Raw genomic sequence first — 24,702 nt, 5'->3', positions numbered from 1 at the left:
GTGCTTGGGGGCGAGGCTGGTACCGGCTGAGCGGGTCGGTGGGGGGGGCGGGGGGGTGTGGTGGCGGCCTGGTGGGGTCCTTTCCACGCTGTCCCCCCCCCCCGAACCCGGCGAGCTGGACATGCTGGTGCGGCGGCAGGTGGCCAACGCCGCGCTGTTCGTACCGGTACCGCTGCTGCTGCGGTTCGCGGCGCCGCGCACCCCGCTGGCCGCGGCGTTCCTGCTGGGGGTGGGCCTGTGCCTGGTCATCGAGACGGCGCAGCTGCTGATGCGGGCCGGACGGATCGCCGATATCGACGATGTGCTGTGCGCGGCGGCCGGCACCGTCGTCGGCGCGGGGCTGACCCTGCTCGGGCAGCTGGCCGCCGCCGCTATGCGTCGTCGAGGCCTTCCGCGGCGCGCCGTTCGCGCAGCTCCCTGATCGCGCGGCGCCGGGCGAGGCGGTGCGTGCGGCGGATCTGCGCCTCCTGGTAGCGGCGCTTGTCCCGCTCGGTCTCGGGGAGCACCGGCGGCACCTGGCGGGGCTTGCCGTGCTCGTCGACGGCGGCGAAGACGAGGTAGGCGGAGCCGACCTGCTGGGCCGGGCTGGACTCGTTCCAGCGCTCGGCCAGGACCCGCACGCCGACCTCCATCGAGGAGCGACCGGTCCAGTTGACCTGGGCGCGCACATGGACGAGGTCGCCGATCCGGATCGGCTCCAGGAAGGCCATCTCGTCCATGGAGGCGGTCACGGCCGGCCCGCCGGAGTGCCGCCCGGCCACCGCACCCGCCGCGTCGTCGACCAGTTTCATGATCACGCCACCGTGGACGGTCCCCAGGAGGTTCGTGTCGCCGGCCGTCATGATGTGGCTGAGCGTGATGCGGGACACGGAGGTGGGCTTGCCCACGAGCTCACCGTCGGGGTCGTTGGTGACGAGTTCGGTCATGCCGCCAGCCTAAGCGGCGTCGGCGGGGCCACCGCCCCGCTCCGTACGTGACACAAGTCTCCCGACCCCGTCGGAAACTATCCGGAATGGATGCTTCCATTCGGCCCCGCCGGAATGGTCACGGCCCCTTCAGGTATGCGGTGGAAGGCCGCCGTGGCTTTGCATCAGCTCTGCAACAGCCCTGGCCCGATCCAGCACCCGCCCTATGGGACACCCCCCTGCGGCATGCACACTGCCGGGTATGAATGAGTGGCCCAATGGGTGGTCCGGCGACCAGAACGGCAACAGGTACGGACGCGGCAGCAGCGGCGATCCGGAGGGCGTGCGCGCCATGCCGCAGGTGCGGCGCGACGCGGGCGCCGGCTATCCGCGGCCAGAGCCCCCGATGCCGCCGTCGATGTCCCCGCGCCGGGGAGCGACCGTGCCGCCGCAGCAGTCCCAGGGCTACGACGACGCGTACGACGACGGTTACAACACCGGCCAGGTCTACGGCGGCGGCCGCGGTGGCGGCGGTGGCTACGACGACGGCTACGGCGGCGGCCGGCCGCGCCCCCACTGGGGCCGGCGCATCAAGCGGACCCTCATCACCCTGGTCGTGGTGCTGCTGGTCGCCTCGGTCGCCACGTACTTCTGGGCCGACGGCAAGCTCCGCCGCGAGGTCGACCTCAGCAAGGTCATCGAACGGCCGGAGGAGGGCGACGGCACGAACTACCTGATCGTCGGCTCCGACAGCCGCGAGGGCATGTCCGCCGAGGACAAGAAGAAGCTGCACACCGGCTCGGCCGAGGGCAAGCGGACCGACTCGATGATGATCCTGCACGACGGCAGCAACGGTCCGACGCTGATCTCGCTGCCGCGCGACTCGGACGTCGAGATCCCGTCCTTCGTCGGCTCCGACTCCGGCAAGAAGTACCAGGGCACCGGACGGCACACCAAGCTCAACGCGGCCTACGCCGAGGACGGGCCGGAGCTGCTGGTGCGCACCGTCGAGTACAACACCAAGCTGCACATCGACCACTACGTCGAGATCGGCTTCGCCGGCTTCGCCAACATCGTGGACGCCATCGGCGGCGTCGAGATGGACATCCCCAAGGCGTTCAAGGACAAGGACTCCGGCGCCGACTTCCAGGCCGGCAAGCAGACCCTCGACGGCCAGCAGGCGCTCGCCTTCGTCCGCACCCGGCACGCGTTCGCGACCCAGGACCTGGAGCGCACCAAGAACCAGCAGAAGTTCCTGGCCACCCTGGCGAGCCAGACCGCCACCCCGGGCACCGTCCTCAACCCCTTCAAGCTCTACCCGACGATGGGCGCCGGCCTGGACACGCTGATCGTCGACAAGGACATGAGCCTGTGGGACCTGGGCCAGATGTTCTTCGCGATGAAGGACGTCACCGGCGGCGACGGCAAGTCGATGAACATGCCGATCTCCGGCAGCAACGGCGGCAACCTCGTCTGGGACAAGGCCAAGCTCCAGCAGCTGGTCGGCCAGCTCAAGAACGACGAGAAGGTCACGGTCTCCGGCAACTGACCGGCGCACCGGCACGGCGAAGGGCCCCGCACCGTGACCGCGGTGCGGGGCCCTTGTGCGTGCCGTCTGCGCGCCGCCGCCTACTGCGGCAGGTTGCGGGCCATCACGATCCGCTGCACCTGGTTCGTGCCCTCGTAGATCTGGGTGATCTTGGCGTCCCGCATCATCCGCTCGAGCGGGTAGTCACGGGTGTAGCCGTAGCCGCCGAGCAGCTGGACGGCGTCCGTGGTGATCTCCATGGCCGCGTCGGAGGCGTAGCACTTGGCCGCGGCGCCGAAGAAGGTCAGGTCCTCGCCCTTGCCGCCGGCCGATATCCGCTCGGAGCGGGCCGCCGCGGCGTAGGTGAGCTGACGGGCCGCCTCCAGCTTCATGGCCATGTCGGCGAGCATGAACTGGATGCCCTGGAAGTCGCCGATCGGCTTGCCGAACTGCTTGCGCTCCTGGACGTAGCCCTTGGCGTAGTCCAGGGCGCCCTGGGCGATGCCGAGCGCCTGGGCCGCGATCGTGATGCGGGTGTGGTCCAGGGTCTTCATGGCCGTCGCGAAGCCGGTGCCCTCCGCGCCGATCATGCGGTCGGCGGGGATCCGGACGTTGTCCAGGTAGACCTCGCGGGTCGGGGAGCCCTTGATGCCGAGCTTCTTCTCCGGGGCGCCGAAGGAGACGCCCTCGTCGCCCTTCTCCACCACGAACGCGCTGATGCCCTTGGAGCGCTGCTCGGGGTCGGTCACGGCCATCACCGTGTAGTACTCGCTGACGCCGGCGTTGGTGATCCAGCGCTTGACGCCGTTCAGCACCCAGTAGTCGCCGTCGCGTACGGCCTTGGTCTTCATGCCGGCCGCGTCGGAGCCGGCGTCCGGCTCGCTCAGGCAGTACGAGAACATCGCGTCGCCCTTGGCGAGCGGCCCCAGGTACTTCTTCTTCAGCTCCTCGGAGCCGGAGAGGATCACCGGCAGCGAGCCGAGCTTGTTGACCGCCGGGATCAACGAGGACGAGGCGCACACCCGCGCCACCTCCTCGATCACGATGACGGTGGCCAGCGCGTCGGCGCCGGCGCCGCCGTAGGCCTCCGGCACGTGGACGGCGTGCAGGTCGTTGGCGACCAGCGCGTCGAGCGCCTCCTGCGGGAAGCGGGCCTCCTCGTCCACCGCGGCGGCGAACGGCGCGATCTTCGCCTCGGCGAGCGAGCGCACCGACTCACGGAGCATGTCGTGCTCCTCCGACGGTCGGTACAGATCGAAATCAGCGGATCCCGCCACTAACTCTCACTCCCCTGTGAGCTCCCGGCAGTGCTAACTACCGTTAAGTAACCCTTTACCTCTCCGGATTCTAGGCGCCTACCCCGGCCTGCGGATACGTGAGGTTGCCGACAGTTACAGACCTGCTCCCGCGCGGGCTGGAGTCGACCGTTCCAGGCGCGACTATGCTCGGTCAGCGCCGTTTTCCTCAGTATGCGTCTGGAGCATCCATGGCCCTCAAGATCACCGTGATCGGCACCGGCTACCTTGGCGCCACCCACGCCGCGGCCATGGCCGAGCTCGGCTTCGAGGTGCTGGGGCTCGATGTGGTCCCCGAGAAGATCGAGATGCTGCAGCGCGGCGAGGTCCCGATGTACGAGCCGGGCCTGGAGGAGCTGCTGCGCCGCCATGTCGCCGGGATCGAGGGGTCCAGCGGCCGGCTGCGCTTCACCACCTCCTACGAGGAGGTCGGGGCGTTCGGCGATGTGCACTTCGTCTGCGTGAACACCCCGCAGAAGCACGGTGAGTACGCCTGCGACATGAGTTACGTGGAGAGCGCCTTCGACGCGCTGGCGCCGCATCTGACCCGCCCGGCGCTGGTGGTCGGCAAGTCCACGGTCCCGGTGGGCAGCGCGGCCCGGCTCGCGAAGCGGCTGGCGGAGAACGCCCCGGCCGGCGTGGCGGCCGAGCTGGCCTGGAACCCCGAGTTCCTGCGCGAGGGCTTCGCCGTCGACGACACCCTGCACCCGGACCGGATCGTGGCCGGGGTCGCCGGCGAGCGGGCCGAGGAGCTGCTGCGCGAGGTGTACGCCACGCCGATCGCCGAGGGCTCGCCGTTCATCGTCATGGACTACCCGACGGCCGAGCTGGTCAAGACCTCCGCCAACTCCTTCCTGGCCACGAAGATCTCCTTCATCAACGCCATGGCCGAGGTGTGCGAGGCGGCCGACGGCGACGTGGTGAAGCTGGCCGAGGCGATCGGGCACGACGAGCGGATCGGGAACAAGTTCCTGCGCGCCGGCATCGGCTTCGGCGGCGGCTGCCTGCCCAAGGACCTGCGGGCCTTCATGGCGCGCGCCGGCGAGCTCGGCGCCGACCAGGCGCTGACCTTCCTGCGCGAGATCGACTCGATCAACATGCGGCGCCGCGGCCACATGGTCGAGCTGACCCGCGACGCCGTCGGCGGCGGCTTCCTCGGCAAGCGGGTCGCCGTCCTCGGCGCCACCTTCAAGCCGGACTCGGACGACGTACGCGACTCCCCCGCGCTCAACGTCGCCGGCCAGATCCACCTCCAGGGCGGCCAGGTCACCGTCTACGACCCGAAGGGCATGGAGAACGCCAGGCGCGTCTTCCCGACGCTCGCGTACGCCGACACCGCCCTGGACGCCGTACGGGGCGCCGACGCCGTGCTCCACCTCACGGAGTGGCGGGAGTTCCGCGAACTGGACCCGGCCGCCCTGGCCGAGGTGGTCGCCGAGCGCCGCATCCTGGACGGCCGCAACGCGCTGGACGCCCAGCTTTGGCGCAAGGCGGGCTGGACGTATCGGGCGCTGGGGCGCCCGCGGGCGTAATCCCACGTTGTCGGCTGTCCCGCCGTGGTGGTTTTTCGCCGTTGCGCCTGCGGCGGGCCCGTCCGCTGCGCTTTGCCGTGGCCGACTTGTCTGGCTTTCGCACCGTTGCGCCTGCGGCGGGCTGGGTGCCGCTGCGCGGGGCGTTTTCGGCAGCGGGTGCGCCCCTCCGGACTCCGTCCTGCGGTCCGCCCCCTCCCGTGTGTGGGGGGAAAGGAGACCGGTGGGCCTGAACGTCAGCGTTCGTGTGCAGGAAGCCGACGGACGGGGCCCGCCCCACCGATCGCTCTTCCCACCCACCCACGGGAGGGGACAGACCGTAGGACGAAGTCCGTAGGGCTGTCACCGCACCCGACAAACAACCGCCCGCCGCAGGCGTAACGGCGAGAAACCAGCACGGCGCCGCAGCCGACAACGTGGGAAGCAAGCCCAGCGCAGCTACCGCCGGGCCACGTCCTCCGCCGCCCGCAGCACCCGCACCGCGTTCTGCCAGGTCAGCTTGGCCAGGTCGGCCTGGGACCAGTTGCGGTCCAGTAGTTCGGCGACCAGGTTCGGATAGCCCGCCACGTCGGCCAGGCCGTCCGGGGTGAAGGCGGTGCCGTCGAAGTCGCCGCCGATGCCGATGTGGTCGACGCCGGCGACCTCGCGCATGTGGTCGAGGTGATCGGCGACGGTGGCCGCGGTGGCCCTCGGGCGCGGGTTGGCGGCCTCGAAGGCCCGCTGGACCGTCATGCCCGCCTCGGTGGTGTCGAGGTGGTGCAGACCGTGGGCGCGCATGTTCTCGTCGGCGCGCAGCGTCCACTCGACGGCTTCGGGCAGCACGAACTTCGGGACGAAGGTGGCCATCGCGACGCCGCCGTTGGCGGGCAGCTGGGCGAGCACGTCGTCGGGGATGTTGCGCGGATGGTCGCAGACGGCGCGGGCGGAGGAGTGCGAGAAGATCACCGGCGCGGCGCTGACCCGCAGCGCGTCGCGCATGGTGTCGGCCGAGACGTGCGAGAGGTCGACCAGCATCCCGCAGCGGTTCATCTCACGGACGACCTCCTCGCCGAAGGCGCTCAGGCCCTGGTGGCGCGGCTCGTCGGTGGCGGAGTCCGCCCAGTCGATGGTGCTGTTGTGGGTGAGCGTCATGTAGCGCACGCCGAGTCGGTACAGCGCCCGCAGCGTGGCCAGCGAGTTGTTGATGGAGTGACCGCCCTCGGCGCCCATGAGGGAGGCGATGCGGCCCTCGGCGCGGGCCGCCTCCATCTCGTCGGCGGTGTACGCCAGACGCAGCTCGTCCGGGTAGCGTTCGGTCAACTGCCGTACGGCGTCGATCTGTTCGAGGGTGGCGCTGACCGCCTTGTCGCCCGCGTAGTCGGCGCGTACGTACACCGACCAGAACTGCGCGCCGACGCCGCCGGCCCGCAGCCGCGGCAGGTCGGTGTGCAGATGCGCGGACTGGTCGGCGGCGATGTCGCGCCGGTCGAGGTCGTAGCCGACCTGTTCGCGCAGCGCCCAGGGCAGGTCGTTGTGGCCGTCGACGACGGGCCAGCGGGCGAGCAGGGCCCGCGCCTCCTCCAGGGAGGAGCTCACTTGGTGCCGCCGAAGCCGAAGCCGTGGGGGGTGGCGACCTTGTTGCGCAGCCGCTTGCCCTTCTCGGTCGCCTGCTCGTTCAGCTCCTGCTGGAAGTCGCGCATCCGGGCGAGGAGTTCGGGGTCGTGGGCGGCGAGGATCCGGGCGGCGAGGAGTCCGGCGTTGCGGGCGCCGGCGACCGAGACCGTGGCGACCGGCACACCGGCCGGCATCTGCACGATGGACAGGAGCGAGTCCATCCCGTCGAGGTACTTCAGCGGGACGGGGACGCCGATGACCGGCAGCGGGGTGACCGAGGCGAGCATCCCGGGGAGGTGGGCGGCTCCCCCGGCGCCGGCGATGATCGCCTTCAGGCCGCGGTCGGCGGCGTCCTCGCCGTACGCGATCATCTCGCGCGGCATGCGGTGGGCCGAGACGACATCGACCTCGTAGGGGATCTCGAACTCGGCGAGAGCCTGGGCGGCGGCCTCCATGACGGGCCAGTCGGAGTCGGAGCCCATGACGATGCCGATCACGGGGAGATCAGAGGGGCGCGCTGGGGGTCCCCCCGCACGGAGTGTGGGGGAGCTCGTCGAGGGGCGGTGGTCGGACGACGGGCGGGCTGAAGTCATTCGGTGATCGTTCCTCGCAGATAGCCGGCGGCGTGTGCGGCGCGCTCGCGCACATCCGCCAGGTCGTCGCCGTAGGTGTTGACGTGTCCGACCTTACGGCCGGGCTTCACGTCCTTGCCGTACATGTGGATCTTCAGCCGCGGGTCCCGTGCCATGCAGTGCAGGTACGCGTAGTACATGTCGGGGTAGTCGCCGCCGAGGACGTTGGCCATGACCGTCCAGCGGGCGCGCGGGCGCGGATCGCCGAGCGGGAGGTCGAGCACGGCACGGACGTGGTTGGCGAACTGCGAGGTGATCGCGCCGTCCTGGGTCCAGTGGCCGGAGTTGTGCGGGCGCATGGCCAGCTCGTTGACGAGGATGCGGCCGTCGGCGGTCTCGAAGAGCTCGACGGCCAGGTGACCGACGACGCCCAGCTCCTTGCCGATCCGCAGCGCCAGCTCCTGGGCCTGGCCGGCCAGCTCGGAGTCGAGGTCGGGCGCCGGTGCGATCACGGTGTCGCAGACGCCGTCGACCTGGATGGACTCCACGACCGGGTAGGCGACGGCCTGACCGTGCGGTGAGCGGACGATGTTGGCGGCCAGTTCGCGGACGAATTCCACCTTTTCCTCCGCAAGGACGGGCACCCCGGCGCGGAAGGGCTCCTCGGCCTCCTTGGAGGATCGTACGACCCAGACTCCCTTGCCGTCATAGCCGCCGCGGACGGTCTTGAGGACCACCGGGAAGCCGTCGCCCTCCGCCGCGAAGCGCTCCACGTCCGCGGGGTCGGAGACGATGCGATGGCGTGGGCAGGGGACGCCGATCGCGTCCAGCTTGGCGCGCATCACCCCCTTGTCCTGGGCGTGCACCAGCGCGTCGGGACCGGGCCGGACGGGGATGCCGTCGGCCTCCAGGGCCCGCAAATGCTCGGTGGGGACGTGCTCGTGATCGAAAGTGATCACATCGCAGCCGCGCGCGAAGGAGCGCAGCGTGTCCAGATCGCGGTAGTCGCCGATGACGACATCGCTGACCACCTGGGCCGCCGAATCCTGCGGAGTGTCGCTGAGAAGCTTGAACTTGATGCCGAGGGGGATACCCGCCTCGTGGGTCATACGGGCGAGCTGACCGCCGCCGACCATGCCGACTACCGGGAACGTCACGCCCCCCAGGGTATCCGCCCCGCGACGCGACCCCGACCCCGGCTTGGATGATCCTCCGAGTTCGCGCGTTCGAAGATCGCCGGTGGGGCATCGACACCGGCCATTAGTCTCGGGCACGGGTGTGCGACCGGTGCCGGGCTGCGGCCCGGCCAAGGGGAGGCCGGATGGAGAGCAGTGGCATATCGAGGGGCGCCCGGGCGCTGGTGATCGGCGTCGCGATCGCCGCGCTGGTGGTCGCCGTGCACTCGGTGATCAGTCAGCTGTCCGCGCCGAAGGTCTTCGACGCGGACGACACGGAGATCGCGGTCCGGGCCGGCGACCGCTTCAGCGTGCGGGTCGAGGACGACCCGGCCGGCCGCTACCACTGGATCATCGCCCCGCCCCGCCCCGACCCCGGCGTCCTCGAAACGGCCGGCGCCCGCGAGGCCCCCGACGGCGCCGCGCCGTCCGGCACCGGCCCCGCCCGCTACCTCGACTTCGAGGCGGTCCGTGCGGGCCGTACGGACTTACGGCTGCTGCGCTGCCGCAGCTGCGCCACCGGCGCCGAGGAGCCGGGCGCCCGCACCCTCAACTTCCGTGTCACCGTCGGCTGACCGCACGCGCCCGGCATCCGCACACAATGGCCGGGAGTGGGGCACCGCCGTTCGAGCCGTGGTTAGCATGAGGGGGCGGACCAGGGTTGACGGCCGCGGACACCGCCCACAACGGGGAGCTGAACGACCACCATGAGTGAACGGAGCGCGCTGCGGTCGCGGCTGGAGGCGCTCACTCGCGAGCTGGTGAAGTTCGGCGCGGTCGGCGGCGCGGGCGTCGTGGTCAACTTCGCGGTGTTCAACCTCGTACGGCAGCTGACCGACGTGCCCGTCGTCCGGGCCAGCATCATCGCGACGGTCGTGGCGACCGGCACCAACTACCTCGGCTACCGCTACTTCACCTACCGCGACCGCGACAAGCGGGGCCGCACGAAGGAACTGACGCTCTTCCTGCTGTTCAGCGCGGTCGGCCTGGTCATCGAGAACGGCCTGCTCTACATCGCGACCTACGGGTTCGGCTGGGACAGCCGGCTGCAGAGCAACGTCTTCAAGTTCCTCGGCATCGGCCTCGCCACGCTCTTCCGCTTCTGGTCCTACCGCACCTGGGTCTTCCGCACGCTGCCCGCGCGGGAGGCGATAGAGACCGCCGAGTCCTTCCTCGACGACGGCTCCCACCGCCCGTCGCACCCGCGCAGCGGCTCCCGGAAGTAGCCGGGCACCGCGGGCCGCTCACACGTCGGCGGCCTCCGCCTCGCGGGCCAGGAAGAGCGCGAAGACCGGTGGATGCTGCTGGAGCAGTTCCAGCCGCCCGCCGTCCGCCTCCGCGAGGTCCCGGGCGACGGCCAGTCCGAGCCCCGTGGAGTTGCGTCCGGAGACGGTCCGCTCGAAGACCCGCGAGCCGAGGTCCGGCGGAACGCCCGGTCCGGCGTCGGTGACCTCGACGACCGCCTGGTTGCCGGTGACGCGGGTGCGCAGCGCGACCGTCCCGTCGCCGTGCATCAGCGAGTTCTCGATCAAAGTGGCCAGCACCTGGGCGACCGCGCCCGGTGTGCCGACGGCCCGCAGCCCCTTCTTGCCGGAGCGGACGATGGCCCGCCCGGCGCTGCGGTAGGCCGGTCGCCACTCCTCGATCTGCTGCTTGACCACCTCGTCGAGGTCGAAGGCGACCGCGGAGCCGCTGCGCGGATCGCGCGAATTGGTCAGCAGCCGCTGGACGACGTCGGTCAGCCGCTCCACCTGGGCCAGCGCGATGGTGGCCTCTTCCTTCACGGTCTCCGGGTCGTCGGTGACGGTGATCTCCTCCAGCCGCATGGACAGCGCGGTCAGCGGCGTACGCAGCTGATGGGAGGCGTCCGCGGCCAGCCGCCGTTCGGCGGTCAGCATCCGGGCGATCCGTTCGGCGCTGGCGTCCAGCACATCGGCGACCCGGTCCAGCTCCTGGACGCCGTAGCGGCGGTGGCGGGGGCGCGGGTCGCCCGAACCGAGCCGCTCGGCGGTCTCGGCGAGGTCGGTCAGCGGCGCGGTCAGCCGGCGGCCCTGGCGGACGGCGAGCACGACGGCCGCGAGGATCGCCAGCACCGCCACGGCGAGGATGACCAGCAGCGTCCGGCCGATCTCCGAGCTGATCGTGGAACGCGACTCCTCGACCGTGACGGACTCACCGCGGTCCCCGCGCACCGTCGACTCGATGACATCGCCCGAGGGCCGCTCTCCGATCTCGATCGGCGCCTTGCCGGGCACCTTGATCTCGGCGTACCGCTTGGCGGTGATCTGTTCGGAGAGCACGTCCGGGGTGATCTTCTCGCCGCTGCCCAGCCGGCTCTCCACGATCCCGACGAGCCGGACCGCCTCGGACGCCACGCTCTCCTGCGCACCGGACTGGATCGTGCGGGTCTCGACGATCACGAGCGAGACACCGAAGACGGCGATCACGACGAGCACCACGGCGAGCGTGGAGTTGATCAGGCGACGGCGCACGGGCCCCTAGCTCTTTTCGAAGCGGAAGCCGACGCCACGGACGGTGGCGATGTAGCGGGGGTTGGCGGCGTCGTCCCCGAGCTTCTTGCGCAGCCAGGAGATGTGCATGTCCAGCGTCTTGGTGGACGACCACCACGTGGTGTCCCAGACCTCGCGCATCAGCTGGTCGCGGGTGACGACCCGGCCGGCGTCGCGCACCAGGACCCGCAGCAGGTCGAACTCCTTTGCCGTGAGCTGGAGTTCCTCCTCGCCCATCCAGGCGCGGTGCGACTCGACGTCGATCCGTACGCCGTGGGTGGCGGGCGGCTGCTGGGGCTCGGCGGTGGAGCCGCGGCGCAGCAGGGCCCGGACGCGGGCGAGGAGTTCGGCGAGCCGGAAGGGCTTGGTGACGTAGTCGTCGGCTCCGGCGTCCAGGCCGACGACGGTGTCCACCTCGTCGGCCCGAGCCGTCAGCACCAGGATGGGGAACGAATGGCCTTCGTTGCGCAGCCGGCGGGCGACCTCCAGGCCGTCCATGCCGGGCAGCCCCAGGTCCAGGACGACGAGATCGATATTGCCCTGGAGACCGGCGTCGAGCGCCGTCGGGCCGTCCTCGCGCACCTCGACTTCGTAACCCTCGCGGCGCAGAGCGCGGGCGAGCGGCTCCGAGATGGACGCGTCATCCTCGGCGAGCAGTACACGGGTCATGGCCCGATGGTAGTCCGATGTATCGCGCCCGAGGGGCGGACCAGCGGGGATGACCCGTGGCGGACCGTTTCCGCGGCCATCACGGCCGTGAGCTGCGAACCCTTCGAAGGGGCGGCGCCGGAGGGTTCCCGACTCGAATGTGAGCGTTGTCTCACGGCGCCCAAACGCGCGTTAACGAGACGTATGGTGGCCGGACGTCCGTCGCACAACGCCGGGACCGTGGCTCTTAACCGGAGTCGGCGGTCCCTGTTGTGTGCAGGCTGGCACGACCAGTCCTGAACACAGTGAATGACCTGACGACCGGGTCCGCCGCGCAGCAGCACGGGGGGCGTGGATCCCGGTGCACGACCGTCCTGCCGGCACCCGCCTCGCGTGGTGCCGAACCCCCGGACGTGGGGTGGACATGTCTGCACCGGTGCCGGTCACCCCCACAAGGGCGCGTATCGGGACTCTCGAACGCGTCCCGAGCAGAACAAGGAAACTTCCATGGCGTCAAGCCTGACGAAGGACAACGCCAAGCAGGGCACCCCTGTGGACGGCGGCAAGACCTTCCTCGGCCACCCCCGCGGACTGGCCCCTCTCTTCATGACCGAGATGTGGGAGCGCTTCAGCTATTACGGCATGCGCGCCCTGCTCGTGGTCTATCTGATCTCCGGCGGCCCGGACGCCGAAAAGGGCGCCCAGGGCGGCGGTCTGGCCATGAACGCGGTCACCGCCTCGGCCATCTACTCCATCTATGTGGCGATGGTCTACCTGCTGGCCCTGCCCGGCGGCTGGATCGGCGACCGCATCTGGGGCCCGCGCAAGACCGTCGCGGTCGCGGCCGGCGTGATCATGACCGGCCACCTGGCGCTGGCGGTACCGGGCCAGGCGATGTTCTTCGTCGGTCTGGCGCTGGTCGCGGTGGGCTCCGGTCTGTTGAAGGCCAACATCTCGACGATGGTCGGCCACCTCTACGACGGCCCCCAGGACCCGCGCCGGGACGGCGGCTTCACCGTCTTCTACATGGGCATCAACATCGGTGCCTTCGCGGCGCCGCTGGCCATCGGCACGGTCGGCCAGAGCGTCAACTGGCACATGGGCTTCGCGCTGGCGGCGCTCGGCATGGCCCTGGGCCTGGTGTGTTTCCTGCTCGGCACCCGCCAATTCAGCCCGCAGTCCAGCGTCGTGCCGACCCCGCTTCAGGCGGAGGAGCGCACCGCATGGGTGCGCAAGGGCCTGATCTGGACCGCCGTCGCCGCGGTCTTCTACGGCGTGGTCGGCTTCACCGGTCACTTCACCCTGAACTGGGCGCTCGTCCCGCTCGCCCTGCTCGGCCTGGTCATCCCGATCACGGTCCTGGCGCGCATCAAGCGCGACAAGGAGCTGACCGACACCGAGCAGACCAAGGTCAGCGGCTACATCTGGTTCTTCGTGGCCGCCGCGGTGTTCTGGATGATCTTCGACCAGGCGGGCTCGACGATGTCCGTCTTCGCGGAGAAGAAGACGAACGGCGAGGTCTTCGGGCTGAGCTTCCCCTCCTCGTGGTTCCAGTCCGTGAACCCGCTGTGGGTCATGGCTCTCGCCCCGGTGTTCGCCTGGCTGTGGCTGCGGCTGGCGCGCCGCGACCGCGAGCCGAGCACCACGGTGAAGTTCTCGATGGCGATGGTCTTCATCGGCGCCTCGTTCGCCGTTTTCATCGTCCCGATGATGATGGCCTCGGACGGTTCGAAGGTCAGCCCGATGTGGCTGCTCTCCATCTACATGATCCAGACCATCGGCGAGCTGTGCCTGTCCCCGGTCGGCCTGTCGGTGACCACCAAGATGGCGCCGCAGAAGTACGCGAGCCAGATGCTGGGCGTGTGGTTCCTGGCCGTCACCGCGGGCGACTGCATCGTCACCCTGCTGTCCACCGGTGGCGCGGACCTGAGCGGTATCCCGGTGCTGGCCGTCGAGGCCGCCATGGCGGTGCTGGCCGGTCTGGCGATCTACCTGAGCCGCAAGAAGATCGTTGCGCTCATGGGCGACGTCCGCTGACGCGACCCGCGACCACAAAAGGGCCCGGTACGCCGCTGCGTACCGGGCCCTTCCGGTGTTCTACCGGCCGAGCCGCCGCCACGGGGTGAAGGTGAAGACCGCCGCGCCGAGCAGGACGACCGTGCCGGCGACCAGGCCGAGCGCGGTCAGCGCGCCGTGGTCGCCCGCTCCGGTCTCGGCGAGGCCGCCGCCGCTTCCGCCCGAGACGCTGGCCGGTCCCGCCGCGCCGCCGGATCCCGCCGCGCCGCCCGACGAACCGCCGGAGGTGCCGCCCGGCTGCGCCGCGGTGTCCAGCGTGAGCGAGACGCCCGGGTCCTTCTCCGGGGTGCAGGTCGTGGTCGTGCCCAGGGCGTTGACGGTGAGCACGCCCGGGGTGAGCGTGGCCTTGCCGGTGGCACCCGGCTTGTAGGTGCCCTTCAGGTCGGGGACCTCGATCGGGTCGCCGGACTTGATGGGCTCGGGGTTCGTCGGGCCCTCGACCTTCACCGAGCCCTTGTCCGCGCCGCCCACCTTGACGTCCATCGACGGCTTGACCGAGTCCTTGGGGATGTCGGCCGGGCTGTCCATGACGGACTTCTTGAACTGCACCGTCAGGTCGTAGGCGCCGCCCTTCTTCACGGCGTTGATCTGCACCGGCGAGGTCGCCTTCTTGTCCCCGATGGGCGTCTTGCAGGCGTAGGGGACCTTCACCTCCGTGCCCTTGTACGCGGTGCCGTCGGGGTCGCCGCCGGAGCCGCCGGTCGAACCGCCGGTCGAGCCGCCGGAGCCGGCCGTACCGCCCGAGGTGCCGGCGCTGGTGCCGCCGTCGTCGCCGCCCCCGGTGGTGCCGCCGCTCGTGGTGCCGCCGTCGGTGCCGCCGCTCGTGGTGCCGCCGGTGGTGCCGCCGGAGGACGTGCCCCCGGAGTCGCCTCCGCCGTCGGTCACCTTCACCGTGACCGCGGGCTTCACCGCCTCCTTGGCCGAGCACTTGGTGTCCGTGGAGATCGGCTTGTTGACGTTGATGTTGTAGAAGCCGGGCGTGAGGGTGATCTCACCGGGCTTCGTCAGCTTCAGCTTGCCCGTCATGTCGGACAGCTTCATCGCGCCGCCCTTGGGGATCGGCGGATTCTCCCGCGGCCCCTGCATCGGCAGCTCGCCGGTCTGCGCCCCGGCCACCGTGATCGTGCCGGTGGGCTGGACGGTGTTCTCCCCCAGGTCGAGGATGTCGGGGTTCTTCGACGCGGCCTCGACGGTCTTCCAGACCACCTCGATCTCGTCGCCGACCTTCGCGGTCGCCGGTGCGCTGACGGCCACCTTCGTGGTGCCCTGGATCGGCGGCATCCCCGATATCGGCGGCGGCAGACACTCCGTCTTGTACGACACCTCCGCCGCCTGGGCGGTACCGGCCGCGGCCATGACACCCGCACCCGCGAGCACCAGCGCGGCCGCCGAGGCCACCGCGGCTCTCCTCCGTTGCCTCATCACGCAGAACCTTTCGACGTCGGTCGTTCGGTTGATGTGGTGGTGGACGGTGCGGTGTCCGGGGTGAACCACGGCAGGGCGGCGCCGTCGCCGTCCTCCGCGGCAGCGCTTCTGCCGGTGGTGCGGGCCCTGCGGCCGGGCGTGGTGCGCGCCCGGCGGCGACCGGTGCCGCGGGCCGTACGGCGCGGGCGTACCCGGTCCACGATCGCCATCCCGACGCGGAACACCGCCGTCGGGACCACGACGCACAGCAGCACCCAGAAGAGCGTCACGCCCCAGGGCCTGCCGACCCCCCAGGGCTGCTCGACCAGGACCTTGCCGCCGTACTTGAGCGAGACCAGGTAGTCCCCGTGCGCGCCGGCCGCCAGCTCGACCGGCAGCGTGACCTCGGCCTTCTTCCCGGCGGGGACGGTCCCCCGCCACTGCTGCTCCTCCCACTGGGGGGCGAAGACGCCGTGCGAGGTGCCGACTTCGAAGACCGGGTCCTTGGCCGGGGCCGAGCCGAGGTTGCCGACCGTGACGGTCAACTCGCGCTGCGGCGGGGCGCCGAACCAGGTCAGCAGGCCGCTGCTGCCCGACAGTCGCGGCTGGGCGAGCACCGCCAGGCGGCCGCCGGCGCGCTCCTCGGGCAGCGGTGCGACGGGGTGGCCCGCCACTTTGAACGCGGCGTCCGCGGCGGCCGCCGCACCCGTCACCGTCGCCACATGCACCACACAGGGGCAGGGCTTGGGCGGCTCGGCGACCGGGAGGCTCTTGCGGAAGGCGCCGCGTGCGTCCGTTCTGACGGCCCGTCCGTCCCCGTTGGCGCAGGAGTTGGTGCCGCCGATCATGTTCTGTCCGCAGATCAGCAGCGTGAGCAGCACCTTGGGCCGCCAGCCGCGGCCGGTCACGGTGAGGGCGCCGCCCTTGCCGGCCTCCTTCTCGGAGAGCCGGACGGTGGGCTCGCCGTCGGCCCGGGCGCGCGCGCCGGCCGCGGTGTCCGGCCACACCGCCAGTGCCAGGGCCGCGCACAGGGCCAGTGCAACCGCCGTTCTCCTCGGCCTCCGGGGCCACCGGCCCTTGCCCGCCCTCCGCTGCGTCCCGGCGCCGGCTGCCGCGCCGGCCGTCGCCCTGCCCTGCTCCCCGTTCACGATCGCGCTCCTGATCCCGTGTGCGTCAACTGACCTGCCGCGTCGGCCGCTTCACCGCCGGACGACGGCTCGCCGCCGGCGGTGTCCCGCTCGCCCGGCGGCCGGTCCGGGCCCTGGGTGCGGCGCCAACGGACCGCCACCGCGCCGCCCGCCCCCGCCGCCACGACGAGCGCCGCACCGGCGCCGGCACCCCACGGGAAGGCCGTGTACGAAGCCGTGGCGGACCCGTGCGCACCGCCCTCGGCCGTCACCGCGAGCCGTACGTCCATCGCGTCCAGGGCGGGCGGATCGGGCCATTCCTCCGTCAGATCGACGCTCCGACCGGGCTTCAGGGTGAGCGGCAGGGTGCGGGCGGCGCGCCGCAGCACCGGTCCGGACAGCCCGTCGGCGCGCACCGCCAGTCGCGGGGTGAGCGACGTGTTGCCGCGATTGACCAGCGTGTACCGGATGACGGCCGCGCTCCCCCGGCCCCGCACCGCCACGTTCTCGACGGTCAGCGCCGACAGTTCCGGTCCGGTCACCCGCAGATGCACAGGTACGGTGACCCGTCCGCCGTGCCCGCCGGTGCCCCGGCCGGTCGCGACGATCGTGCCGGCCAGGTCACCTGGGAGCGCGTCGCGCGGCACGGTCGCCGAGAACGGGACGCCCGCGCGGGTGTGCGCGGGGAGCTTCACCTCGCGCGCGGCGAGCGCGAGCCACGCTCCGGAGCCGGATCCGGAGCCGCGGAGCCGTACGGCGACGGCGTGGCCGGTGGGGTTGCTGAGGGCGAGCCGGTCGTTCATGACGGTGCCCGGCGCGCCCTCCAGATAGAAGTACGGGCGGTCCTGTGCGCTCGGCTCGGCGCCGTCACCGGGCGCGGGCGCCGCGGACCAGCGCGGGTCACCGGGCGCGGCGGACGGCTGCGCCCCGGCCGCGGCGGGGCACAGCAGCACGGCGGCGGCCGCGAGGATCACCCCGCTGACCGCGGTGCGCGGACGGAACGGCATCGGCGGCTCCTGGTGCTCGTACGCGGAGGGCGGGACTACCGGAGCGTCAGGCCCGCTGCCGACGGCGGGTCAGCCAGAGCGCACCGGCCGCGCCGGCCAGCAGCACCGTGCCGCCGAGGGTGCCCAGCGCGATCGCGGAGTCCGCGGGCCCGGTCTGCGGAAGCTGCCCGCCGGAGGAGCCGCCGGCGGTCGCGCCGCCGCTGCCGCCCGAGCCGCCGGACCCCTTCACGTCGAGGCTCAGCGAGGGCTTCGGGTTGTTGCTGGGGGTGCAGGTGGTGGTCGTGCCCAGCGCCTTGATGGTGAGCGTGGCGGCCGTGAAGGTGACCTTGCCGCTGCCCTTGGGCGTGTACGTACCGCTCAAGTCACTGATCTTGATGGGGGTGTTGGCCGGTATCGGCTGGTCGTTCGGGGGCCCGGCGACCGGCACCGTACCGCTCTCCGCGCCGCCCAGCTTGATCAGCGCGCTCGGCTTCATCGCACCCTTGCCCAGCTCCACGGGGCTGGAGGAGACACCCTTCTCGAAGGACATCACCAGCTTGTACGCACCACCGCTGGGGGTGCTCTTGATGTCGATGGGCGAGACCGCGCCCTTGTTCCCGATCGGCGTCCTGCACTGGTAGTCGACGTCGACGACCTCGGCGTGGGCGGCCGGCGCGGTGAGCATCACCGCGGACCCCGCCGCCACCGCCATCGCGGCGGCGAGGCCGGCCGCCCGGCGCGGACACCTGCCGTGCTGTTCGTAGAAGCGGGTCACCTTCCGTTCCCCTTCTCCCGGTGGGCGCACCGCCGGACGTTCTGACGGCACATCAGATTGGCCGCTCAAGGTACGCCGGGGACCTTGTCGAGGGAAGGCAATGCACAGCCCCGATCCGTACGGCCAGGGGGCGGCGGGGAAATCCGGCCGCGGCGGCGACGGCCGCGGGCGCTCCCGCTCCACAGCGGGCACCAGGGGGGCACAGACGACGCAGCGGGGGGCCGCAGGCCCCCCCTCGGCTCTCTCCGCCCGTTCCGCCCGCCCGTCAGGACGGCGCGGCGAGCTCCGCCCAGACGGTCTTGCCGGCGCCGTCGGCGTTGCGCACCACGCCCCAGTCCAGGCACAGCCGCTGCACGATGAACATGCCGTGGCCACCGGGGCGGCCCGGACGGTGCGGGCTGCGCGGCGCCGGCGACCCCGCACCGAGGTCGCTGACCTCCAGACGCAGCACCTTGGCGGTGCAGCGCAGCCGCAGCTCCTCGGGCCCTTCGGCGTGCAGGCAGGCGTTGGTGACCAGCTCCGAGACGACCAGCAGCACATCCTCGGCGGCGGCGCGCTGATCGGCGTTGGCGGCCGGCAGCCAGCCCCAGTCGTGCAGGGCCTGCCGGGCGAAGTCACGGCCTCGTGCCACGGCGCCTCGGGTACCCGCCAGGCGCAGCCGGCGGATCTGGCCCGCCGGCGCGGCCGAGGGAACGGCGGCGGAGGCACCGGCGCCGCCCGGCTCCGGGCCGAGATCGCCCGGTGGGTACGGCCGGGTGGTGCTCATCAGCGCTTCACCTCACCGATTCGCCTATTCACGGAGAACAGATAGCTGACTGGATGCAACGGATTCAGATGTCTCCTGCCCGACCGGACCGTGAGAACACCCACTTGTTGGGTACGGAAGTTGTGACACGTACTACGCGCCCGGAACGCATCATTCCGGGCGCCGCATGTCACGTCAGTCGGCCAGGGCCGCATCGAGGGAGTCGTGCACCGTGAAAACCGCCTCCGCGCCGGTGATCTCGAATACCCGGGCAACCACGGGCTGCATCTCCACCAAGTGGACCCCGCCCCCTTCGGCCTCCGCTTTCAGGCGCGCACCGAGCAGCACGTTCAGGCCGGTGGAGTCCATGAACTCAAGGCGTGAGCAATCCACCACCAGGCGTGCATATCCGTCGTCCACGCAGCCTTCGAGTGACTCACGCAACAGCTCGGCGGTGTGGTGGTCAAGCTCACCCGCGACCGTCACGACCGCGCTGGCGCCGTGATGGCGGATCTCGACGTGAAGCCGACCCCGGCTCGCACTGCCGACCGTCCCGCGGTCCATGCGCGCGCACCTCTTTTGCTGTCTCGACGACGACTGATTGCTACGACTGCGCTCGTCGAACCCTACGCCTTCCTGACGCCCGCTGGTAGCCGAACAATCCGCATATTGCCCAATATACGGACAACACGCACTTGCCATCTTCAGGCAATCCCAGGTAGGCGTAGTAAGGACACATTCGAAACGGCCGGCTTTGGAGGCGCCGCACACCGCAGCATCACGGAGAGGCATCGGCGGCCTATGCCGAGAACGATGGAGGAGACCATGTCACCCCGGCTCGACGAATTGCGCACCGACGACAACCGGCAGCCCGCATCGTCGACACCCCCGTCCGACCCGACCGGGCACATCCCTTCCCAGCCGCAACCTGCCGAATCAGACCTGGCGGGAATGCCTGAGATCGACGGTCTGCCCGAGATCCCGCCGTTCGACGAGGTGGGCCCGGTGGACGCGAGGGCTCTGTCCAAAACCCTCTTCGAGCGACTCGAAACGCTTGAGGAAGGCACTCACGAATTCGCGTACGTCCGCAACACCCTGGTCGAGCTCAACCTGGCCCTGGTGAAGTTCGCGGCCTCCCGCTTCCGCTCCCGCAGCGAGCCCATGGAGGACATCGTCCAGGTCGGCACGATCGGCCTGATCAAGGCGATAGACCGGTTCGAACTCAGCCGTGGCGTCGAGTTCCCGACGTTCGCGATGCCGACCATCGTCGGCGAGATCAAGCGCTTCTTCCGCGACACCAGCTGGTCGGTGCGCGTACCGAGGCGTCTGCAGGAACTGCGCCTGGACCTGGCCAAGGCGGGCGACGAACTGGCGCAGAAGCTGGACCGCGCCCCCACGGTGCACGAACTCGCCGAACGCCTCGGCATCACCAATGACGAGGTCGTCGAGGGGATGGCCGCGAGCAACGCCTACACCGCGAGCTCGCTGGACGCCCAGCCCGAGGAGGACGACAGCGAAGGCGCCCTGGCGGACCGCATCGGCTACGAGGACCACGGCCTGGAGGGCATCGAGTACGTCGAGTCCCTCAAGCCGCTGATCGCCGAACTGCCGCCGCGCGACCGCAAGATCCTCTCGCTGCGCTTCGTGGCCAATATGACGCAGTCCGAGATCGGCGAGGAGCTGGGCATCTCCCAGATGCACGTCTCCCGTCTGCTCTCCCGCACGCTCGTGCGGCTCCGCAAGGGCCTGATGGTCGAGGAGTGAGCGACCCGCGGTCCCTGCCGGCCCACCGCGGCCGGCAGTCGCCCGCGCGGAAGAGGGCCTGCCCCGAGGCTTACTGGGGGCGGGCCCTCCTTTGCTGTTCGGCCAGTGAGGGCGCCTGACGCCGCTTCACGGTCCGGCACCGCTTACGGTCCGGCACCGCTTACCGTCTGACGCCGCCTCACCCTCGCCCGGGCCGCCGGGTGCCGGGCGCCGGCTCTCCGACGGCCCGCCGGACGGCTCGTCAGACCAGAACTCCCTTGTGCCACACGGCCGATACGAGCGGGACGCCCGGGCGGTAGGCGAGGTGGACGTGCGAGGGGGCGTCCAGGAGGGCGAGGTCGGCGCGGGCACCAGGGGTGATCCGGCCGACGTCCGTACGGCGCAGGGCGCGGGCGCCGCCCGCGGTGGCCGACCAGACCGCCTCGTCGGGCGTCATCCCCATGTCGCGGACGGCCAGCGCGATGCAGAAGGGCATCGAACTGGTGAAGGACGAGCCGGGGTTGCAGTCGGTGGACAGCGCGACGGTGGCGCCGGCGTCGAGCAGCGGGCGGGCGTCGGGCCACTGGGCGCGGGTGGAGAACTCGGCGCCCGGCAGCAGGGTGGCGACGGTGTCGGACTGGGCCAAGGCGTCGATGTCGGCGTCGCTCAGGTGGGTGCAGTGGTCGGCGGAGGCGGCGCCCAGTTCGACGGCGAGCTGGACGCCGGGGCCGTGGCCGAGCTGGTTGGCGTGCACCCGTGCCACCAGGCCCCTGGCCTGACCGGCGGTCAGGACGGCGCGGGCCTGGTCGCCGTCGAAGGCGCCCTTCTCGCAGAAGACGTCGATCCAGCGGGCGTGCGGGGCGCAGGCGTCCAGCATCGGGCCGGTGACGAGGTCGACGTAGCCGGCCGGGTCGTCGGCGTAGTCCGGGGAGACGATGTGGGCGCCGAGGAAGGTGACCTCGTCGGTGTGTTCGGCGGCGATGCGCAGCGCGCGGGCCTCGTCCTCGACGGTGAGGCCGTAACCGGACTTGGTCTCCTGGGTGGTGGTGCCCTGGCGGAGCGCCTCGGCCAGGTAGCGGGCGACGTTGGCGTGCAGTGCCTCGTCGGTGGCGGCGCGGGTGGCCGCCACGGTCGTGCGGATGCCGCCGGCGGAGTACGGGCGCCCGGACATCCGGGCGTTGAACTCCGCGGTGCGGTCGCCGGCGAAGACCAGGTGCGAGTGGGAGTCCACGAAGCCGGGGATGCCGGCCCGGCCGCCGGCGTCGACGGCGTTGTCGGTGGCGGGTGCTTTGCTGGAGGTACCGACCCAGGCGATGCGGTCGCCGTCGATGACGACCGCCGCGTCCTGGATCAGACCGAGGGGGCCTTCGCCGAGGGAGGGGTCGTTGGTGACGAGCTGGGCGATGTGGGTGATGGCGGTGGTCGGCGCGGAGGTCGTCGTCATCGCGGGGGTGTTCTCCTTCAGCCGCGTACGGCGGCGATGGACTCTGCGAGTGCTGTGGGCACGTCGGGGACAAGAGTGTGCACACCGTCCCGGACGATCTGCCGCCCGCCGACGATGGTGTGTCGCACATCCGCCGCGGAGGCGGCGAATACGGCCGTCTCGGCGGCCAGCCGGGGCAGTGGTCCGGCGGTGCGTACGGAGTCCAGCGCGATCGTGGTGAGGTCGGCGAGCGCGCCGGCCTCGATGCGGCCGGCGTCGTCCCAGCCCAGGGCGGCGTGGCCGTCGGCGGTGGCGGCGCGCAGCAGGGCGGCGGCCGTCCAGTGTCCGCGGGTGCGGGTGCGCAGCCGCTCGTCGAGCTCCATGGCGCGGGCCTCTTCGAGCAGGTCGATGACGGCGTGGCTGTCGCTGCCGAGCGACAGCGGGCTGCCGCGGCCCTGGAGCCGGACGGCCGGGCCGATGCCGTCGGCCAGATCGCGTTCGGTGGTGGGGCACATGCACACACCGGTGGTGGAGTCGCCGAGCAGCCCGATGTCCTCGCCGGTGAGGTGGGTGGCGTGCACGGCGGTGGTGCGGCGGCCCAGCGCGCCGTGGTCGGACAGCAGCTGGGTGGGGGTGCGGCCGTGGGCCTCCAGGCAGGCGTCGTTCTCGGCGGTCTGCTCGGAGAGGTGGACGTGCAGGGGGGCCTGCCGCTCGCGGGCCCAGTCCGCGACGGTGCCCAACTGCTCGGCGGGGACGGCGCGTACGGAGTGGATGGCGGCGCCGATACGGGCGTGCTCGCCGCCGTCCTTGAGCGCGTCGGCGCGCTGCGCCCATTGGTCGGCGGTGCCGTCGGAGAAGCGCAACTGGTGCCGGTTGGGCGGGGTGCCGAAGCCGGCCGAGAGGTAGGCGGTGTCGAGCAGGGTGATGCGGATACCGGCGTCGGCCGCGGCCGCGATCAGCGCCTCGCCCATCGCGTTGGGGTCGCTGTAGCGGGTGCCGCCCGGTGCGTGGTGGAGGTAGTGGAACTCGCCGACGCAGCTGATGCCGGCCAGCGCCATCTCGGCGTAGACGGCGCGGGCGAGGGCGAAGTAGCTGTCCGGGGTGAGCCGGTCGGCGACGCCGTACATCACCTCGCGCCAGGTCCAGAAGGTGCCCGAGCCGACCTGGACGGTGCCGCGCAGCGCGCGGTGGAAGGCGTGCGAGTGGGCGTTGGCGAGGCCGGGGATGGTCAGGCCGCGCAGCAGGGCGGCGCCGGGCGGCGGGGCGGCGGCCCCCTTGCGCACGGCCGTGATCCGCCCGTCCGCGACGTCCACGGTCACGCCCTGCTCGATGGGGGTCCCCCCTGTTCGAGCGGAGCCGAGAACTTGGGGGAGTGTGCCGAGCCAGGCGTGTTCGAGCCAGTACGTCGTGGGTGTTGCCTGCGTCGGTGCTGCCTGCGGCGTCAGTGGCATGCCAGCTCCTCCAGTACGTCGGCGAGTGCGGTGACCCCGGTGACGCAGTCGTCCTCCTCCGCCGCTTCGGCCGGTGAGTGCGAGACGCCGGTGGGGTTGCGGACGAACAGCATGGCCGTGGGGACGGTGCCGGACAAAATGCCGGCGTCGTGCCCGGCGCCGGTGCCCAGGACGGGCACGGTGCGCCCCTGCGTCTTGCCGAGGATCGCGCTCAGCTCGTCCCGGAGGGCGTGCTGGAACTCCACGACGGGGGTGAAGGATTCGCGGACGACGGTCAGGTCCACGCCGTCGCGGGCGGCGTGCTCGGCGGCCGCCTGCTCGATCCCCTGGATCACGGTGTCCAGGGTGTCCTGGTCGGCGGCGCGGGAGTCCAGCCAGCCGCGAACGAGCGAGGGGATGGCGTTGACGCCGTTCGGCTCCACGCTGATCTTCCCGAAGGTGGCCAGGGCGCCGGCGAGCCGGGCCTGTTCGCGGGCGGCGAGCACGGTCGCGGCATAGCTGAGCATCGGGTCGCGACGGTCGTCTAGGCGGGTGGTGCCGGCGTGGTTGGCCTCGCCGTGGAAGTCGAACCGCCAGCGGCCGTGCGGCCAGATGGCGGAGGCGATGCCGACCGGGTCACCCGACAGGTCCAGCGCACGGCCCTGCTCGACGTGGAGTTCGACGAACGCGCCGATCCTGGCGAGCCGTTCGGGGTCCGGGCCGATGGCGTCGGGGTCGTATCCGGCGCGCTCCATGGCCTGCGGGAGGGTGGTGCCGTCCCCGTCGCGCAGCTGGTGCGCGGCCTCGGCGGTCAGCGCCCCGGCGGCGAGCCGGGAGCCGACGCAGGCCAGACCGAAGCGGGCGCCCTCCTCGTCGCCGAAGTTGACGATCGCCAGGGGCTTGCCGAGCTCGGCTCCCCTGCTGCGCAGTTCGTCGAGCGCGGCGAAGGAGGAGACCACGCCGAGGGGGCCGTCGAAGGCGCCGCCGTCCGGTACGGAGTCCAGGTGGGAGCCGGTGACGACGGCGTCACCGGGGGCCACGTCCTGGTAGCCGGTGGCACCGAGCCAGGCCCACTGGTTGCCGTTGCGGTCCAGCTCGTAGGCGAGCCCGCGGGCCTCGGCCTGGGCCCGGAACCACGCCCGGCAGTCGGCGTCGGCGCCGGTCCAGGCGTAGCGGCGGTAGCCCCCGGAGGAGGAGTTGCGGCCGATCGGCCGCAACTCCTGCCACATCTCGTGGAA

Annotated in this window: 23 protein-coding genes; 7 read left to right on the top strand and 16 right to left on the bottom strand. The window is 71.6% G+C overall.

The window, feature by feature from the left end; translation table 11 throughout:
• Nucleotides 1-121: 121 nt before the first annotated feature.
• Nucleotides 122-421 (top strand): VanZ family protein, encoded by a 300-nt coding sequence (locus AC0680_RS31720; RefSeq protein WP_478635599.1) that lies wholly within the window; start codon nt 122-124, stop codon nt 419-421.
• Here the strand turns inward: AC0680_RS31720 and AC0680_RS31715 are convergent.
• Complete coding sequence (locus tag AC0680_RS31715) at nt 372-926, bottom strand: acyl-CoA thioesterase (RefSeq protein ID WP_393499866.1); 555 nt, start codon at nt 924-926, stop codon at nt 372-374. The two genes, AC0680_RS31720 and AC0680_RS31715, sit on opposite strands and share 50 nt — an antisense overlap.
• A 241-nt stretch (nt 927-1,167) precedes the next feature.
• Here AC0680_RS31715 and AC0680_RS31710 point away from each other — a divergent pair, with 241 nt between their 5' ends.
• Nucleotides 1,168-2,454 (top strand): LCP family protein, encoded by a 1,287-nt coding sequence (locus tag AC0680_RS31710; RefSeq protein WP_478635596.1) that lies wholly within the window; start codon nt 1,168-1,170, stop codon nt 2,452-2,454.
• A gap of 80 nt (nt 2,455-2,534) precedes the next feature.
• On the opposite strand, the gene AC0680_RS31705 is transcribed toward AC0680_RS31710, so the two are convergent.
• A complete protein-coding gene (locus AC0680_RS31705) occupies nt 2,535-3,710 on the bottom strand; it encodes an acyl-CoA dehydrogenase family protein (protein ID WP_478635593.1) in 1,176 nt (391 codons plus the stop codon).
• Nucleotides 3,711-3,919: 209 nt separating this feature from the next.
• Between AC0680_RS31705 and AC0680_RS31700 the strand changes: the two genes are divergently transcribed.
• On the top strand, nt 3,920-5,260 hold the full coding sequence (locus AC0680_RS31700) for a UDP-glucose dehydrogenase family protein (RefSeq protein ID WP_478635591.1): 1,341 nt from the start codon (nt 3,920-3,922) through the stop codon (nt 5,258-5,260).
• Between the two features lie 435 nt (nt 5,261-5,695).
• Here the strand turns inward: AC0680_RS31700 and AC0680_RS31695 are convergent, their stop codons facing one another.
• From AC0680_RS31695 to AC0680_RS31685, 3 genes are all read right to left on the bottom strand, one after another.
• Entirely contained in the window at nt 5,696-6,832 is a 1,137-nt protein-coding gene (locus AC0680_RS31695; protein WP_478635589.1) for a dipeptidase, read from the bottom strand.
• Entirely contained in the window at nt 6,829-7,332 is a 504-nt protein-coding gene (gene purE, locus AC0680_RS31690; protein ID WP_478635651.1) for a 5-(carboxyamino)imidazole ribonucleotide mutase, read from the bottom strand. Before purE ends, AC0680_RS31695 begins: the two co-directional genes overlap by 4 nt.
• 107 nt (nt 7,333-7,439) lie before the next feature.
• A complete protein-coding gene (locus AC0680_RS31685) occupies nt 7,440-8,579 on the bottom strand; it encodes a 5-(carboxyamino)imidazole ribonucleotide synthase (protein WP_478635586.1) in 1,140 nt (379 codons plus the stop codon).
• Nucleotides 8,580-8,743: 164 nt separating this feature from the next.
• On the opposite strand from AC0680_RS31685, the gene AC0680_RS31680 reads away from it, so the two are divergent.
• Together AC0680_RS31680 and AC0680_RS31675 are read left to right on the top strand one after the other, a co-directional pair.
• The gene (locus AC0680_RS31680) at nt 8,744-9,172 is read left to right on the top strand and encodes a protease inhibitor I42 family protein (protein ID WP_478635583.1); all 429 of its coding nucleotides are present in this window, start codon (nt 8,744-8,746) and stop codon (nt 9,170-9,172) included.
• 132 nt (nt 9,173-9,304) lie between these two features.
• Nucleotides 9,305-9,823, top strand: coding sequence for a GtrA family protein (locus AC0680_RS31675; RefSeq protein ID WP_384433119.1), 519 nt, complete (start codon nt 9,305-9,307; stop codon nt 9,821-9,823).
• Between the two features lie 18 nt (nt 9,824-9,841).
• On the opposite strand, the gene AC0680_RS31670 is transcribed toward AC0680_RS31675, so the two are convergent.
• On the bottom strand, nt 9,842-11,089 hold the full coding sequence (locus AC0680_RS31670; RefSeq protein ID WP_478635579.1) for an ATP-binding protein: 1,248 nt from the start codon (nt 11,087-11,089) through the stop codon (nt 9,842-9,844).
• A 6-nt stretch (nt 11,090-11,095) separates the two neighbouring features.
• Nucleotides 11,096-11,776 (bottom strand): response regulator transcription factor, encoded by a 681-nt coding sequence (locus tag AC0680_RS31665; RefSeq protein ID WP_033266590.1) that lies wholly within the window; start codon nt 11,774-11,776, stop codon nt 11,096-11,098.
• Between the two features lie 486 nt (nt 11,777-12,262).
• Between AC0680_RS31665 and AC0680_RS31660 the strand changes: the two genes are divergently transcribed.
• Complete coding sequence (locus AC0680_RS31660) at nt 12,263-13,792, top strand: peptide MFS transporter (protein ID WP_478635576.1); 1,530 nt, start codon at nt 12,263-12,265, stop codon at nt 13,790-13,792.
• A gap of 60 nt (nt 13,793-13,852) precedes the next feature.
• Here the strand turns inward: AC0680_RS31660 and AC0680_RS31655 are convergent, their stop codons facing one another.
• The 6 genes from AC0680_RS31655 to AC0680_RS31630 form a co-directional block, all read right to left on the bottom strand.
• Nucleotides 13,853-15,253 (bottom strand): hypothetical protein, encoded by a 1,401-nt coding sequence (locus AC0680_RS31655; protein WP_478635573.1) that lies wholly within the window; start codon nt 15,251-15,253, stop codon nt 13,853-13,855.
• Entirely contained in the window at nt 15,253-16,272 is a 1,020-nt protein-coding gene (locus AC0680_RS31650) for a hypothetical protein (RefSeq protein ID WP_478635649.1), read from the bottom strand. Before AC0680_RS31650 ends, AC0680_RS31655 begins: the two co-directional genes overlap by 1 nt.
• Before the next feature lie 107 nt (nt 16,273-16,379).
• Nucleotides 16,380-17,369, bottom strand: a complete 990-nt coding sequence (locus AC0680_RS31645; protein ID WP_478635570.1) for a COG1470 family protein — start codon at nt 17,367-17,369, stop codon at nt 16,380-16,382.
• Between the two features lie 46 nt (nt 17,370-17,415).
• Nucleotides 17,416-18,123: an LPXTG cell wall anchor domain-containing protein gene (locus tag AC0680_RS31640; protein ID WP_478635567.1), complete on the bottom strand. Its 708-nt coding sequence runs from the start codon at nt 18,121-18,123 to the stop codon at nt 17,416-17,418.
• 265 nt (nt 18,124-18,388) lie between these two features.
• Nucleotides 18,389-18,889, bottom strand: coding sequence for an ATP-binding protein (locus tag AC0680_RS31635; protein WP_384433139.1), 501 nt, complete (start codon nt 18,887-18,889; stop codon nt 18,389-18,391).
• Between the two features lie 174 nt (nt 18,890-19,063).
• Nucleotides 19,064-19,432 carry an STAS domain-containing protein gene (locus AC0680_RS31630; RefSeq protein ID WP_468984228.1) on the bottom strand — a complete coding sequence of 123 codons (369 nt, stop codon included), beginning with the start codon at nt 19,430-19,432 and terminating at the stop codon, nt 19,064-19,066.
• Between the two features lie 387 nt (nt 19,433-19,819).
• Here AC0680_RS31630 and AC0680_RS31625 point away from each other — a divergent pair, with 387 nt between their 5' ends.
• On the top strand, nt 19,820-20,632 hold the full coding sequence (locus AC0680_RS31625; RefSeq protein ID WP_384433439.1) for an RNA polymerase sigma factor SigF: 813 nt from the start codon (nt 19,820-19,822) through the stop codon (nt 20,630-20,632).
• 241 nt (nt 20,633-20,873) lie between these two features.
• On the opposite strand, the gene hutI is transcribed toward AC0680_RS31625, so the two are convergent.
• Genes hutI through AC0680_RS31610 form a run of 3 tightly spaced genes read right to left on the bottom strand, consistent with a single transcriptional unit; the run spans nt 20,874 to nt 24,693 of the window.
• Complete coding sequence (hutI, locus tag AC0680_RS31620) at nt 20,874-22,055, bottom strand: imidazolonepropionase (RefSeq protein ID WP_478635564.1); 1,182 nt, start codon at nt 22,053-22,055, stop codon at nt 20,874-20,876.
• Between the two features lie 17 nt (nt 22,056-22,072).
• Entirely contained in the window at nt 22,073-23,485 is a 1,413-nt protein-coding gene (locus tag AC0680_RS31615) for a formimidoylglutamate deiminase (protein ID WP_478635561.1), read from the bottom strand.
• A complete protein-coding gene (locus AC0680_RS31610) occupies nt 23,476-24,693 on the bottom strand; it encodes an allantoate amidohydrolase (RefSeq protein WP_478635647.1) in 1,218 nt (405 codons plus the stop codon). The genes AC0680_RS31615 and AC0680_RS31610 overlap by 10 nt, the downstream gene beginning before the upstream one ends.
• Between the last annotated feature and the right edge of the window lie 9 nt (nt 24,694-24,702).

Source organism: Streptomyces sp. NPDC043738 (assembly GCF_056436545.1).
This window is presented reverse-complemented; position numbering and strand designations above follow the sequence as displayed.